We start from the raw sequence: 16,247 nt of genomic DNA, 5'->3' as shown, positions 1-16,247 counted from the left end.
CTATAAGAAATAGTGAGAATTGGCATGGGTCAAGGAGCTGCTGGATTAAGTAATATGAGAGGTTTATCCTGTAAAAGTTAAGGATTTAGTTTGCAAGAAATACATGTTGCTTTCCTATGATTGATACTAACTTTATTATGCTGAGAGACATCATACGGATAGCACCTGTTCCTTAATTAAAATCCTAAATTTAAGAAATTTTTGGGCTAATAAAAAATCATTATAGATATAAATAGTAAATTAAGAAATTAGATGTTAGGTTTTTTTAAAATTGCTGTGAAATCTGTTGAAATTGGAGGGGTGGAAGAAAATAAAATGAATTGTAAATAGTGATGAAAATAAATTTAAGAAAAAAATATTAAGTTTTGAATGGAAAAATAAAAAGGGACGTATAAAGTTTAAAATTAGTCTACTATAAAATACTTTCAAAAAAATATAAATAATTGGAGAGAAAGCTATGAAAATAAGAAAACAAATAATGAAAATGACCAAAATAATTTATCGTTGCTTCATGGATAAGGATGATAATTTATATAATAAACCGTTGGGTCGTATTGCAGAGTTAAAACTTGAGAAGGAGCGACAGGATTTTTTAAAGGAGTACATTGACTTTATAATGCACAGTGATATAGTTGCGGAAACTACTAAAATTTATATAAGAAGTCCTTTTGATTCTGTAGCATCTTCCATTGTAGATTATAATCGAACACTTTCAGAAGGAAGTAAAGAGATAAATATTAAAACAGCCGAATCAAATTGTAATAATAATACTAATAAACTACTTGAGTATTTCCTAGATGACATGCTTCATAATGTAATATACAGTAAAAATTGTGATTTAGATCATTATAACAAACTCCTGGATTTAGCTATAGCTAAAAAAGGAAAGAAAAATAAAATATTAGATAATCTTATGTTAAAATTACCTGCAAAGGTGGAAATTCAGGATGACCTGGATCAGGATGAGTTTTCAGAATTTATTAAAATTGTTGCTCCATATTGTAGACAACATATGAAGTATTTAGAAGAAAATATCCCACATAAGGCAGTTGGGTACTTGTATTATTTGATTTCGGCACGTCAGCTGGAAGGAAAACATAAGGATAGATTTGGCTATGTAAAGAAAATATTGGGATAATATTGAATCAATTTGATAACAAGTCGGTTAAAGATAGGGCAATCACTTTTTATAGGTGGTTGTTTTATTCTAGGTAAAAAATAATTAATATTTTAGATTTATGGTTAATATATTATTCTATTTAATGACAAGTTATATAGTTGTTAAAGGTGTACCTTTAGGGCTGCATAAAAATTTAATATTTTTAAGTTTATAAAGGTTATAAAAATAAATTGAAAATTCTTGTAAATTCCACTTGACCTTTGTAAACGGGTTCGTTACAATCCATCCACTAATTGATGGAGGTTTATTATTGTGAATAATAAAATGTTTGGTTATGTAAGAGTTTCAAGTAAAGAGCAAAATATTGAGAGACAAATAAAAGAGATACAGGAGTTAGGTATTAATGAAAGAGATATATTTATTGATAAGGCAAGTGGTAAGGACTTTAGTAGGCAGCAATATCAAGCATTAAAACAATGTCTACGTGAAGGAGATTTATTATACATTAAATCACTTGATAGATTCGGACGTAATTACAAAGAAATCATGCAAGAGTGGAATATTATCACTAAAGAAATTAGAGCAGACATAAAAGTATTGGATATGGATTTGTTAGATACGACTAAAAATAAAGATCTACTCGGAAATTTCATAAGTGATTTAGTATTGCAGGTACTGAGCTTTGTAGCTGAAAATGAGCGTAAGAATATAAAACAGAGACAAGCAGAAGGTATAGCAATCCTTAAAGCTAAAAATGGAGGTAGAGGAATAGGCAGACCAGCTGTACAATATCCAAGTAATTTTAAAGCAGTATATGAGAAATGGAGAGCAGGAGATATTACTGCTGTAGTAGCTATGGAGGAATTAGGGTTAAAAAAGAATACATTTTATAAACTAGTAAGAAAATATTCAGAAGATTATTGTTTTACCTAATTATTGATACAGTCACTACTCTAAAAGTATATATGGCACAACAGGAAAGAGAAAAGATAGTCAAGAGAATTAATCAGGGATTAGATGCAATTAGAGCAACCCTATACAAATATGTAAGAATTTATGGATGTAGATAATGAGTTCAAGGGATACAAGTAGTAGCATTTATTATGTTATTGCTTGTATCTTTTTGTCTATTAAAGGGCAATAATGTTTATTCTAACTTAATTAATTGAGATTGAAATTTAAATGAAGCTATAACTGAACATTATATTAGAAATAGTTTAAAAATCACCTAACATAAATGGATGATCTATTGGAGGGTGAGAGTTTATCTTATTTCAGATAGGCTCTTTATTTTTCTGAAACAAAATAATTTTTATACGTCTAATAAAAATGGTAATTACCTAAGCAAACATACATAGGCGTAGTTGCTTTAATTTCAAAAAGAGTGCATTAGAACCATGATAGTCTATAATTGCTGAAAGCGAAACACCATAAAAATCATGTTATGAGGAGGTAATTTAAATGAAACAAAAGCACTAGGTAAGAAAGAACAAGTAGCACAGCACTGAGAAAACAGATTCTTGCTATCATCGGAAGCTGTATTCATATTAAGAATTTTGGTAATAAGGAAGTTAAAAGGTTTGAAGTATGAAAAATAACAGTAGATTTAATGGAATGTGAAAATTAAATTATAAAAAGGAGCGATTAATATTATGAATGGACTAAAACCTATAGATGCTTGGGTAAGCAATCTACAATTTCATAAAGGTGAATATAGAGATAGAAATGGAAATGGATTGTGTGGGACATGGTTAAGGGAGTACAAGAAAACATATGAGATTATGATTCTGGACTCTGGAGAAGTACAGGGAAAATATAAGTATCCTAAAGACGTAAAAATAAGTTTTAGATCTGAAATGGTAAGTTGGCAAAATCTATACCTCTGTGGAAGTTACAACATAATAGAAAGGGAAAATTGCTATATACACATTAATAATAGGATAGTTGAGGCAGTTTGCAACGGATCAAAACCAGTAGGATTTGTTCTACTAAATAATATGAGTATACTTGATGGATATGTAAATCAAATTTGTAAAGCTAAGATTTATTCTAGCATTCAATTTCATCCACTGAAAGAAAGTCTTGATGGATATAATTCTGAAGATACATTTAGGGGATATTTCATACTTGGTATGGCGAACGAAGGAAAAGTAGGAGAGGTATTTAATTTAGAAAGATATGCTGGGACATACAGAGATTTTGCTAGGATAAGTGGGATTAACATTGAAGAAGGCTTGAAGTTTGTTCTTTCTAGGTCAGATATGGAGCTATCAGAGCTAATTAAGGATGGTGGAAGTGGGTATAAATATGACTATGCAAATCCTAGTAATATAGGAGAACTTATGTTTACAGGATTAACATTGGGTTATCCTATTGAATCAACAATTGCAATGCTATACTGTAACAGATTCTAATAAAAAGTAGTATTTAATTAAATAAATTTAGACAAGCTTTTATTGGAACTATTGAAGGGTGATCTAAACTATTGTTTGATTGCAAGGACTCCACCAATAAATGCTATCATATAGATAACCATTAAAGGGAGTAGTGATGAGAAACTTTTCAAAGACGTAAGAATGTTTAGAGTATCTTATGAAATTTGGTGTAACTATGTCTCTAATTTCAGGTATGAGGAAGAAAGGATTAAGGAAGCATATTTACTTATATTCAGGCAATAGTTATAGGCGGTCATGTCAGAAAGATAAAATGGCATAGGCAGTATAATTTCAAAAATAGGCTGCCTGAAAATGAGGCCACTGAAAAAGTTAATTTTACTTAAAAATCACCACGCAATTATGCGGTCTATAAGTCATAATTTTAGTAATAATGATAGTTTTTCAGTGGCCTCCTAATAGTTAGTTTTTTCAATATAAACGTGATATGCTTTATAGCTTGTTTTTGAGCAGTAGCTTAGCTTAGTAGTATTGTTATTTTATTAATAATATAGTAATAAAATCAGCATCAAGAATGATTTAAAGGTTAAATGATAAAGAAATCATTGGATTGTTATCAATTAATATTCGTAAAAAAATTTAATAAGAAAATATGGTTCTATTGCATTATAATGAATTTGCTGTTACCATCATCTTCAAGTTTTGAAGAAATGAAATTGAAAGAATTATGTTTGATAATGATAGGTACATAATCAGGCCAATAAAAGAAGTGATCAATCTTCTACATTACTTATTACGATGGGAGTTACTTGGTGAAATAGGAGTTGAGAAAAAAGACTATTGCAAGTGGTTTACTTTGAGTGTAAGGCTTGGTACTTTGAGGGAAGGGTATTTACAATATAGCCCAATACATAAATTTTTTACAGTGATTCTTGTAAGTACTAAAGTGTACGTTAGTGATGATTGGTAACATTCAACGGTGGCAATATATGGTGCAAGCGTAAACAGTACAGCATGGTAACACATAAGATATTTGCATCAAGTAATGATTATGTAAGCATTACTTGAAAATAAAGAAAGGAAGAGATACTATGACACCTCTAAAATCAGCAATTAGTCAGTTTCAAGACTACCTAACATATACTGAAAAAAGCAAAGAAACTATAGCAGGGTATATGAGGGAGTTGAAAAAGTTTTACAATCATCAACAAGTAAAATTCAATTACCCTCCATATCTTAGTGATGTAAAATTAGGTGAGCTTGAAGAATATTTAGGTAGTCAATTGCTTAAAGGGTTATCCCAGGGAACCAGAAGTAGGAGCTATCATATACTGAGGTCTTTCTATAACTTCTGCTACAAGAAGGAATTGATCCAAAGAAACATAGCACTGAGTCTTGAACCAATCAAGGTAAAGAGGAAGGAAAGAATTTATTTGCTTGAAGAGGAAGTAAATTCTTTGGTAAATGAAATAGAAAGCGAATTGGTAAAAATGGCAGTAAATTCAATATATTATACAGGCATGAGAATTTCAGAGTGTACTAACTTAAGGTTAAAAGATGTAGACTTTGAATCTAAAGTAATTCATGTGATTGGTGGTAAAGGAAACAAAGATAGAGATATTCCAATTAGTGATAAACTGTATGAAATTCTAATAGACTATGTAGAAAATAAAAGATTAAAAGTCGATGGTAGTGAGTACTTCTTTGCAACAAGCAAATCGGGAAGAATTTCACCGCAGTATATTAATAAGCAAATAAATGAGGCAGTCAAAAAGCTCAAATGGGACAAACATGTATCTGCACACATTATAAGACATAGCTTTGCTTCAAGATTAGTCCAAAAGAACGTAAACTTAGTTAGAATTCAAAAACTGTTAGGACATTCAGACCTAAGAGTTACATCAATATATACTCATACTAGCACCAATGATTTAAGGCAAGCTGTAAATGAAATATAGCAAAAGGGGGAAAATGTAATGGCAGAATCATTAAGTAAGCCAATATATGATGATAGGGTGGAACTAATTCTAAAAGGGTTAACGGAAGGCAAATCAAGGGAAGAACTATCAAAAGAACTTGGATACACGAACTATAGAGGCTTACACATGCACATGAAGAGGAGAAACTGGAGATGGAATCAAAAAACTAAAAATTATGAAGTGGAAATACCTAAGAGAACTTTTGAAGATAGATTAAACGAGGTAAAGATAATAGGAACAAGAATAGGTAAAGTAGTAGAATTATTTAATAGTGGAATAGAAGACCCCATGGAAGTTGCTAAGAAAGCAGGCTTTAGAAATCATATTGAAATGGCAGAACACATGAAAAATCAAAATTACATTTGGAATAATGAGCTGGGTAATTATGTGATGAGGATAGGAAAGTTAGAGGACAAAAATGATAAACCACTCACAAAGCAAACATCAGGTGCAACGGAAGAAGTAGTGGATATTAATCAATTCATGCCACTTCTAAAGATGCTTCAAAACAATAAGGATAAGATAGTAGAAACCTTAACACTCCAACTACAAACAAATAAAATACCAACATATTTGGTTCCAGGTATTGCAACTGTACTATCGGCACAAATGATGAGCAGCTTAAAATTTCTATTAAGAGAGTATTCAGATGAAAAAAATGTAACACAGAGGCAAATATTGGAAGTAGCATTAATAGAATTCTTCAATAAGTACGGATACAGCCATAGAGTAAAGGAAATGCTAAACGCTTAATAATATCTGATGAATAACAGTGAGTAAAGCCACTGTTATTTTTTTATAACACATTAGCTTTTGGGTTAACTATAGTTTTTTAGATATAACTTATTAATTTACGCAATATTAACAATTAAGCCATAAATATGACACTAAACTGCCACAAAATCTAGATAATATATGTATTAGTATAAGTTTCATGGAAGTTTATGGGGTGAAGTGAAAAGTAAAAATCAACCTGTAAACACAGATGTTTCAATTGTTACATATGGTACTCAAGTAGCAGGAGTTAATATAACTGGTATTGCGTTAAAATAAAAATCTACATCACTTCTAGTTGGTCAAGTTAACCTGAAAGGGGTTATCTTTCATAATATATTAAATATATGGAGGGATTTTCAGTGAAAAGTAAAAAAATGATAGCTCTGATGGCAGTAGCGTGTATGCTTTCTACACCAATAATCACTGTATCTGCTGCACATGGTACATTGAATAATAGTAGATACAATCGACAAGCTTATGGCAGTTATGAAAGTAATACTTACGACAGTAATAATAGGGGTAATAAGAGTAGCAGGGACAGTAATATCGATAGTTTAAGTAGTGCTTTAGATGCTATTATAAGTGATTCAACTCAAAGCAGTTCAACTACAGATAGTACAAAAAACACTAATAAACAAGTAAATTCTGAACAATCTCAAGTTAACCGAGATGAGAAATCTATTAATAAGCTATTACAGCAAATTAGTAACAAAGAAAGTAAAATAAAAAATTTTGAGAGAGAAGTTGAGCGTGGTAAAATAACATTAACCTCTGACCAGACATCACAACTAACTACTTTATCAGCTACGCTTAATACTGATTTACAGGCTATTAGTGCTGATAATAAGACAGTTAAACAAGACCAAGCTTCAGTAAATAAAGATGAAAGAGCTAGGAATAGGGAGAATTTAATAACAGACCTTAACACAGAAGATGTGGACATACAGGCAGAGGCAACTAACCTTGCAAAAGTTAGTACCGATTTAGATAATATCATAGCCGTTATAAAAACAACTCCAGTAGCTACTCAAGTAACCATCAAATCAGTAAGTGCTGTGAATGGTACGGTAACGGTGACATTTAATAGTGCTTTAACTACAGTTCCAACAGTTTCAGATTTTGCTATAACTCAGACAACAGCAGCAGGAGTAATATCTGTAACACCTACAGCAGTTACAATGGATTCAACAAATACTATTGCTACATTAACAGTACCAACAGTATCATCAACCACAGCAGATCAGAATGTAATTGATTCAGTATCATATGATAGTGGTACAGCAGTAAGTGGGAGTGCATTTGATGTACCAGCAACAACAGTAACCCCAGCAACAGTTGAGTCAGTAAGTGCTGTGAATGGAACAGTAACAATAACGCTAAGTGGGACACCAACAACAGCACCAGCAATTAGTGATTTTGCTGTAACTCAATCAATAGGAGGAGGAACAGCAACAACAGTAACTCCTACAGCTATTAGTACTAATGGAGATGTTGTTACATTAACAGTGCCAACAGTATCAACAACCACAGCAGACCAGAGTGTAATTGATTCAGTATCATATGATAATGGTACAGTAGTAAGCGCGAGTGCGTTTGATGTACCAGCTACAACAGTAACCCCAGTAACAGTTGAGTCAGTAAGTGCTGTGAATGGAACAGTAACAATAACGTTAAGTGGGACACCAACAACAGCACCAGCAATTAGTGATTTTGCTGTAATTCAATCAATAGGAGGAGGAACAGCAACAACAGTAACTCCTACAGCTATTAGTACTAATGGAGATGTTGTTACATTAACAGTGCCAACAGTATCAGCAACCACAGTAGACCAGAGTGTAATTGACTCAGTATCATATGATAATGGTACAGCAGTAAGCGCGAGTGCATTTGATATACCGGCAGCAACTAGCCAAAACTAGTGAAACCTTAACACCCGAACTACAAACAAAATACCAGCATATTTGGTTCCGGGTATTGCAACTGTACTGTCAGTGCAAATGATGAGTAGCTTAAAATTTCTATTAAAAGAGTATCCGGATGAAAAGAATGTAACGCAGAGGCAAATATTAGAAATAGCATTGATAGAGTTCCTTAATAAGTATGGATACAGCCATAGAGTGAAGGAAATGCTAAACACTTAATAATATCGGATGAATAACAGTGAGTAAAATCGCTGTTATTTTTTTGCCTAAAAATAAAGTGTTTATCTACACTAGGGTAAAACTGTAGACAAAAAATGATTTAAATTGTAATTATTAGCGTAACTAAGAATAGTTTAACTATAGTTCAACTATATATAGAATACCTAATCGTCAACGGTATTGATATGACTAGGTTTAAGAGAGATAAAAACAGAATGGTTTTAGGGTTAGTTAGTGCTATTAATGGAACAGTAACAGTAACAGTAACATTAAGTGCAGCACCTACAACAGCACCAGCAATTAGCGATTTTGCTGTAACTCAATCAATAGGTGGTGCAACAGCTACAACAGTAACTCCTACAGCTATTAATACTAATGGAAATGTTGTTACATTGACAGTACCAACAGTAGCAGCATCAACATCAGCTGATCAAAGTGTTGTTGATTCAGTATCTTACCAAGGAGGAACTGCAGTAATTGCGTCAGCATTCACTGTTAGCAAAGCAGGTGCATTAGCAGTTTCTTCAGCTAGCGCTATTAATGCTACACAGATGAAAGTAGTATTTTCATCAGCAGTTGCAAGTGGCGTAGGTGCTAATGGAGCAGAAAATACTGCTAACTATGCAGTAGGTGGAACACCCCCAACTACTGCAGTATTACAATCAGATGGAAAAACAGTTGTTTTAACATTCGCAGCTGCTACAACACTCACTGGTGTAGCAAATGCAGGAACTGATCAAGCAGTGGTTGACGTTGAACCAATAGCAAGTGCTACTGATAATACAGCTTTAACACCAAGATATGTAAGTACATTAACATATAAAGATACGGTTGCTCCTACAGTAACAAGTATTACTGCATCAACAAAAACTGCTGTAGCTACATCTTTTACAGTTAATTTTTCAGAACCAATTGGTTCATTAGGTTCAGTAAAAGTTGATGGAACTGGTGTTGTTGGAGTTCTAGCGGCTGATCATTTAAGCGCAAACTTTGTAACAGATTTAGATGCAACAAAAGCTCACTCAGTTCAGTTTGTTGGGTTAGCTGATATAGTTGGTAATATTGCTACAACATTTGGGCAATCATTTAATGTAACAGTTGATAACGCAGCTCCAGTAGCTACACTTGCTCCTTCAGCAGATGTAGATAATGCATTTACTCTTACATTTGACAAGGATGTAACTCCAGCAACTGTAACAGCTGCAGCATTAAATATTGTAGATTCAAATAATAGTGCAGCAACTTTTGGTGTACCTGTAATCACTCAACCAGATCTTAATAATGATAAAGTATATTTGGTAACTAGTCCAAACAATATATTTGCTACTAAAACTACACAAACATTCTCAGTAGCATTACCAACAACTATTCAAGATTCATTGGGCAACTCACTTGCAGCAGTAACTAAGTCAGTTACATTAACAAAAGATACTACCAAACCAGCAATTACTGGCGTAAAGGTAGTAAAAGATGGTGCTGGTAATGTAACTAGTATAGTATTGAGTTCAGATTCTGCATTAAGTGCTGCTTCATTAGCTAATTTAAGTGTAGTTGACAGTGATGGTGTATTGTGTACAGGTACTACTGCGTTAGGTGTACTAAATCTATCCCCAGTTGCACCTGGAGATAAAGTAGTAACAATAACACCAACAAACTCAGTTCCTTTAACTGGTAAATATACATTTACTTTTGCAGCAGGAACATTAACTGATGAAGCTGTAACACCAAATAATTCAGTTGCTTATAGCACTGTTGTAGATTTTGGTACAGCTACATCAACTGGTACATTCACAATAACACCAGGAAACGTAGCTAAATCTTCAGACACTAGTGCGCCTGTAGCTACTTTAAATGCTCTTTTACAACCAGTTATAACAAATAATGTATATACTATTAATTTTGGAACAACAGTTGTAGGGGGAACTGCTGCAGGCTCAGCTATAAATGCTGCTGATTATACAATAAACGGAAATGCTCTTCCAACTGGAACTACTGTAACATTGAATCCTGCTAAAGATACTGCAACTATTACAATTCCAGCAGGTACTATAGCAACAACTGATGATGCTGCAGTATTGTATATATCAGGAGTTAAGGATACAGCTGGAGACACAGTTGTTCCAGTAACAACAACTGTTCAGCTTAATGATAATGTTGCACCAGTAATAAAAACTGCTACTTTAAATAGTGATTACACTATAACTGTTGGTACAGGTGAAACATTAGCTGGAGCTCCAGTTTATGGAACAGATTATGCTGTTTATTTAGATGGAGTACAAGTTGGTGGTTTAGGAATTTCAGCAGGAGTTGGAAGCGATACTGGTAAATACGTTATAACTGGATTAACTAAAGCTCAGTATAATGCTGCAACATCTGTTACTGTTAAGTCTTTAGTGGGAGCAACTGTTACTGACGTTGCTGGTAACCCATTAACAGCAGGTACTACTTTAACAATAAAATAATCAAACTTATCATGTTCATAAGGTCTCTAGGAGATTTTGAACATAATATATATGGATAAATGAAAAACAGGTGGGAAGGGAAACCTTCCTTCTTTTATTTAAAACATGAACGCACATCATATCTCAATTCATAATATAGTTAGATCCTACCTCTAGCTAAAAAACTAAACAAGTCATATTGAAAGACTGTTGGATAGAGCATTACTTTATCTAGGGGTCTTTTCTTATTACTTAATATTATAACCAAAAATTGTAGTTATAATATCAAGTAGATATGTGAACTTTATGTGACTTTCAATACTTAAAAATTAAGGTTCAACGCCTAAAAATTAAACAAGCTATATATTAAAAATCTGTTGGATAAAGTAAGATTTTTTCTGATTGTCTTCCGTTTATTATCTTTATCTAATTATAGTGTAAAGTGAATGTTAAGTCATTATGAGGTTGGAGGTAACATGGATTATGTTAATAGATGTGGATACTGATTAATTATAATCAAATCCAGTTAGTTTTTCCCCTACAACTAATAATAAGCTAATAGTGAGAATGTTTGACACAAAGCAGATTTTACTGCAAAAGAATGTGGAAATACACTGCAAAACAATCTTGCAAGGATAAAGAAAGGTACAATTCTATCCCTATCAACAATTACTGCTAAATTCCACACTTAAGGCTTCACTGCATAATCTAAATTCTGTAGTGAATCAGCTTCAACAACAAACATTCCTACCCTAATCCATTACTTAAAGTCACTCCAACAAATTCTATTATATTTTCAACGGTCACTTAGCAATATAGTAAAGAGTAATTTTAATTATAGAGCCTACTGAGACTCTATAATATTACTATAACTATAGCTACTTCATGTTACTATTATAGAATAAAATAGATACTAAGTCATTATGGGACTATTGGTGCATATGGTTGATTACACTTGTGTTGCCTGGATTGAGGTATTTGGGAAATGTAAAGGTAATAGGAATAATTAGTACCTTAGTAGGAAATAAGATGAAAATGAGAAATAAAGAGACCGTAAATGCAGGTATAATTGTAGTTTTTACCCATTTCAACCCTTGACATTGTTCTAAAATGCAATGCTAAGAGGAATAAAATTCTATTGTAGGTTTCATTTTTTGTATACATGTAAAGAACCATCCATGAAATATATATTGTTCCGCTACCTAAATAATACAGTGAATGGTCTTTTATTAGTTCATTATTAGTAATATAATAATTATTGGGTGCAGGGGAGGTGAGTTAGGTGAAGAAGCAAGCAAAAATAATAGCAGCAGTAGTACTGGTAATAATAGTAGCAATTGGAGGATACTATGGTTATCAAAAATATGGCTTCAACAAAAGAGTACAAGCATCGGATAAAATAATGGAAGATAAAGGGATAAAGCCCAATAATATAGATAAAGCTATAACCGATGAAATATTAAAGATTGATCCTGATCTGGAATATGCATACATAAGTCATAATGGCAATACTGTAATGCTAACCTTGAAGTTTAAAAAAGGTATACAGGATAAAAACAAGTATTCAAATGTAAGTAAATACATGGATAAAGCTAGAGCATACTATAAAGGAAAAAATATAAATGCAATGATAATTCCTAACAAGTAAAAAGAAGTGAATTTGTGGTAGGCTAACCTGAAATGGAAATAGAATTCTGTTTCAGGCTTAATTTGTCCCCAAAATTGTAATAATGAGAAAATTAGATATATATTATTCCCTTGAATAGAAAAAAGATAATCAAGGGAGGAGTATAATATGGACATGTCAAATAACATTTCAATCATCATCAAATTCATGGCAAAAGAGATAGAAATGGCCTGCAGAAGGTACTGTGAAGTTTCCATGGAAGAAGTATATGTAGTAGCAGAATTCATAAGAAAGGTAGAAAAGAATCACATAGAATTTGAATCCTATCTAAACTATGAGACTACAAAGGTACTGTCTGAAAGCTGCAATGGTGTAGAAGATGCTGATTTTATCAGATTCTACGTATTTGTAAGATGTGATATAGCCCTAAAAGTAGATATTAAAGAGGCAAGAGAACTTTACACAAGGTTGCAATGTAATGGGCATGTAGAAATACAATGGTATTATGTCTACTATAAACATGAAAAATCAGGAACAGAAGAATCAATAAAAGGATATAGTGATTCTAATGCCAGGGAAATCTACTACCGCTATATAGGGGAGGAGTAGACATATGGATATAGTAATTACTGCAGAAAAAATAGCAGCTGGATTTGAGAAAATTATAAATGTCAACCTAGAAATTTGGGTATTGCAATAGACTTTCCTTTTATCAAGAATCTATACATACGCCCAGAACTTTTAACTATTTAATTTAATTATAAGGTAGGGTTAATATGAAGTTATTATGGGGTTAGAGGTAACCAGGGCTAACTAGGATTGAGTACATAAACAGTGATAATGAATAAATTTTAGGAAGATTAGCCACATTTTTTATAATTCAATTATCTATATTATGGGTAATACAATATGGTATAATAAATATGAGAGGACGTATATGAAAAAAATAACTGTGAAGATATCAACAATAGCAATAATGCTAGTATTTGTGTTATCATTAGTAGCTTGTGGTGCAAAGCATGAGGCTGTAAAACCAGATAAAAGTCCTAAAGAAGTAGCGGTAGATAAAAAGCACACTGAAGATTTAAAAAAGGAAAGTGGAGTTTAAGCTGGTCAGGTGTATGTTCAAAATGGTATGGCTGTAGCAACCATAATAGTAAAAGATACCGTGTCTGATAAAAGATGCAAAGGCATTAGCAGATAAGTATGCAAAGGAACTTAAAAAGGCCTATAAAGGTATGAAGGTAAACGTGCAGGCAGTTAAAAAGGGGAAGAATGTAGCAAATATAACGCTAAAATAGTAGTAGGCTAATTACTTACCAAATTTGAATAAATCAGGAGTACTTAAAGTGAAATATAAAAACCTCTTAGCAGAAGTGTAGTGTGATTTTAAAAGCTTTATGCTAAGTGATTTTTTATTGAGAGCACTAATTAAAGCTAGAGTTTTGTTGAACTAGAAAATAATAGGAGGCGGCAAATGTCACAAGAAATAAAAACAGAGCTATCATTACCACAACAATTAGAATGTATAATTTCAGATATTCAAAAGGAAATAATGCAAGAAGAAATAGAAGAGTTATCACCTATAAAGGAAAATGACGTAAATATAGCAACTATTTATATATATGATGATAGAGAAGAGCTAGAAGCTAAAGTTTATTTTAGAAATGGATTAAACAGAAAAATAAATTTTGAAGATGTACCATTGGTTTTAATAGATGGAAATGGAAAAGTTCTTTGTAGCCAGGTTTTTGACTTAAGAGAAATAGGGGACATACCAGCTTGTGCTGCTACTCCATGGAAGCTTTATTTCAATAAAAAAGATTTAGATTTAAATGGCATAAGCTTAGATGAATGTAAAGTAATATTTAATTCATCACTAAAAGCAGTAAATTATGCCAAGATAGGATATGAAGAATTACCAGAGGAACTTATGGGGTTCAAACATGATTTGCAGAAGTTCTTAGAAAAACTACCTAAAATAGAAAAGAACCAGCTCAGTATGTCTACTTTTAACATAGGGCTTCAAATCGGTGGCAAACTTATTGTGACCTTAGTAATAAGAAATTCTGCAGATAAGGATATAAACATTAGTGAAATACCTTTGACAGTAAAAGATGAAAATAATAATATAGTTGCTGCAGGAAAATTTATCATGAAAGACTTTTCAGTAAAATCAATGAAAGCAAAAATATGTAATTTGGCTTTTGAAACAAATTTAACTACAGACAAACCAATGAGTATGGATAAATTTCATGTGGCATTTGCATAGAAGGGGCATTTAGGCTGTTTTCAAATTCTATCAAGCCCTCATAAAGAGTTGGATTTTTGCATAAAAAATGATAATTGACACTGGGAAATAAATCATAGAAGGAAAGTGCAGCTTTTCTCCTTCCATCTAAATAAATGAACGGGAAAAATTGTACTAACACATCTAAAAATGCGTTTAAGTCAAGAAAATAGTCAGTTCATATATTGGGTGAAAGCAGAACAGTCAAACGAATGCTGAGAGAGTATCTTTTAGGAATACTCCTCTATTTTTTGGGTTCACTGCAAAAGAATGAAAAAATACACTGCATAAAAATTCTCTAAGAACTGAAGAAATAATCATTCTACTGATATGAACATTCTTTGACAAATCTCATACATAAAACCTTACTGCATAATTTAAATAATGCAGTGAATCTGTAATAATAAGAAAATGAAATATATATTATTCCCTTGAATAAGAAAAGAGATAATCAAGGGGGGAGTATAATATGGACACATCAAATAACATTCCAATCATCATCAAATTCATGGCCAAAGAGATAGAAATGACCTGCAGAAGGTATGTCTAAGTTTCCATGGAAGAAGCATCTGTAATAACAGAATTCATAAGGAAGGTAGAAAAGAATCACATAGAATTTGAACCCTATCTGAACTACGAGACTGCAGAGGTACTGGCTGAAGATTGCAAGGGTGTGGGGGATGCGGATTTTATCACCTTCTACATATTTGTAAAATGTGATATAGCTCTAAAAGTAGATATTAAAGAGGCAAGGGAACTTTACGAAAGGTTGCAATGTAACGGGCATGTAGAAATACAATGCTATTATGTTTATTACAAACATGGAAAGTCAGGAATAGAAGAATCAATAAAAGGATATAATGACTTCAATAGCAGGGAAATCTACTACCGATAGACATATGGATATAGTAATTACTGCAGAAAAAATAGCAGCAGGCAGTGAAGGTGAGGTAGAAATTTTTACAGATGAATAAATAGAAAGGCTCCTATTTTTAATTCAATCAGAAAAAGTACTATCAAGAGATAGGCTGATAATACTGCTGCTCCTGTATACTGGTATAAGAGCTAGTAAACATTAAACTGAAGGATATAGGTGTACTAGCATGAATCTAACTGTAGCTTGGTGTAAAGGCGGTAAAAGAAGAGAAGTACCGCTGAGAGGAGAAGTAGTGGATCCAGTAAAAGAGTACTTAGAGGGAGTACTTAGAGGGAGAACGTAGAAATAATAAATTTGCAGAGAGTGAGTATCTAATCCTAACCAACAGGTCAGCGAAAATGCACAGGGATGCTGTGAACAAGCTCCTAAACAGGATGGAAAGCAAGCTGGACATAAGAATGCACCCACACAAGTTTCGGCACACATTTAAAATCGAGGAGATAATAGATAAGTGCTTTTCAGTGAGAATTGCATTACATTGTATGGAATTATTATCATAAATAATATATAATTAGAAGGGTGTATAAATATTGGTTAATTAA

The 16,247-nt window shown here is 32.4% G+C and carries 13 protein-coding genes and 1 pseudogene; all 14 read left to right on the top strand.

What is annotated here, in order from left to right:
* Positions 1 to 457: 457 nt before the first annotated feature.
* Positions 458 to 1,138 (top strand): hypothetical protein, encoded by a 681-nt coding sequence (locus tag ACJDU8_RS01885; protein ID WP_406790449.1) that lies wholly within the window; start codon positions 458 to 460, stop codon positions 1,136 to 1,138.
* Between the two features lie 294 nt (positions 1,139 to 1,432).
* On the top strand, positions 1,433 to 2,053 hold the full coding sequence (locus ACJDU8_RS01880; protein ID WP_406790448.1) for a recombinase family protein: 621 nt from the start codon (positions 1,433 to 1,435) through the stop codon (positions 2,051 to 2,053).
* Positions 2,054 to 2,772: 719 nt separating this feature from the next.
* A complete protein-coding gene (locus tag ACJDU8_RS01875) occupies positions 2,773 to 3,534 on the top strand; it encodes a hypothetical protein (RefSeq protein ID WP_406790447.1) in 762 nt (253 codons plus the stop codon).
* 1,070 nt (positions 3,535 to 4,604) lie between these two features.
* Positions 4,605 to 5,471, top strand: coding sequence for a tyrosine-type recombinase/integrase (locus ACJDU8_RS01870; RefSeq protein ID WP_406790446.1), 867 nt, complete (start codon positions 4,605 to 4,607; stop codon positions 5,469 to 5,471).
* An 18-nt stretch (positions 5,472 to 5,489) separates the two neighbouring features.
* Positions 5,490 to 6,245 carry a hypothetical protein gene (locus ACJDU8_RS01865; protein WP_406790445.1) on the top strand — a complete coding sequence of 252 codons (756 nt, stop codon included), beginning with the start codon at positions 5,490 to 5,492 and terminating at the stop codon, positions 6,243 to 6,245.
* Between the two features lie 383 nt (positions 6,246 to 6,628).
* Complete coding sequence (locus ACJDU8_RS01860) at positions 6,629 to 8,188, top strand: hypothetical protein (protein WP_406790444.1); 1,560 nt, start codon at positions 6,629 to 6,631, stop codon at positions 8,186 to 8,188.
* Positions 8,189 to 8,595: 407 nt separating this feature from the next.
* Positions 8,596 to 10,872, top strand: coding sequence for a beta strand repeat-containing protein (locus ACJDU8_RS01855; protein WP_406790443.1), 2,277 nt, complete (start codon positions 8,596 to 8,598; stop codon positions 10,870 to 10,872).
* Positions 10,873 to 11,796: 924 nt separating this feature from the next.
* Positions 11,797 to 11,949: a hypothetical protein gene (locus ACJDU8_RS01850; protein WP_406790442.1), complete on the top strand. Its 153-nt coding sequence runs from the start codon at positions 11,797 to 11,799 to the stop codon at positions 11,947 to 11,949.
* A gap of 184 nt (positions 11,950 to 12,133) precedes the next feature.
* Positions 12,134 to 12,499 carry a hypothetical protein gene (locus ACJDU8_RS01845; RefSeq protein ID WP_406790441.1) on the top strand — a complete coding sequence of 122 codons (366 nt, stop codon included), beginning with the start codon at positions 12,134 to 12,136 and terminating at the stop codon, positions 12,497 to 12,499.
* Between the two features lie 147 nt (positions 12,500 to 12,646).
* Positions 12,647 to 13,087, top strand: coding sequence for a hypothetical protein (locus ACJDU8_RS01840; protein WP_406790440.1), 441 nt, complete (start codon positions 12,647 to 12,649; stop codon positions 13,085 to 13,087).
* A gap of 328 nt (positions 13,088 to 13,415) precedes the next feature.
* Positions 13,416 to 13,586 (top strand): hypothetical protein, encoded by a 171-nt coding sequence (locus ACJDU8_RS01835; protein ID WP_406790439.1) that lies wholly within the window; start codon positions 13,416 to 13,418, stop codon positions 13,584 to 13,586.
* 369 nt (positions 13,587 to 13,955) lie between these two features.
* On the top strand, positions 13,956 to 14,750 hold the full coding sequence (locus ACJDU8_RS01830; protein ID WP_406790438.1) for an SLAP domain-containing protein: 795 nt from the start codon (positions 13,956 to 13,958) through the stop codon (positions 14,748 to 14,750).
* 574 nt (positions 14,751 to 15,324) lie between these two features.
* Positions 15,325 to 15,663, top strand: coding sequence for a hypothetical protein (locus ACJDU8_RS01825; protein WP_406790437.1), 339 nt, complete (start codon positions 15,325 to 15,327; stop codon positions 15,661 to 15,663).
* Positions 15,664 to 16,001: 338 nt separating this feature from the next.
* A pseudogene (locus ACJDU8_RS01820) lies at positions 16,002 to 16,205 on the top strand (hypothetical protein); the annotation flags it as partial.
* Positions 16,206 to 16,247: the final 42 nt, after the last annotated feature.

It is taken from the genome of Candidatus Clostridium eludens, from assembly GCF_045310515.1.
GTDB lineage: Bacteria > Bacillota > Clostridia > Clostridiales > Clostridiaceae > Clostridium_B > Clostridium_B eludens.
This window is presented reverse-complemented; position numbering and strand designations above follow the sequence as displayed.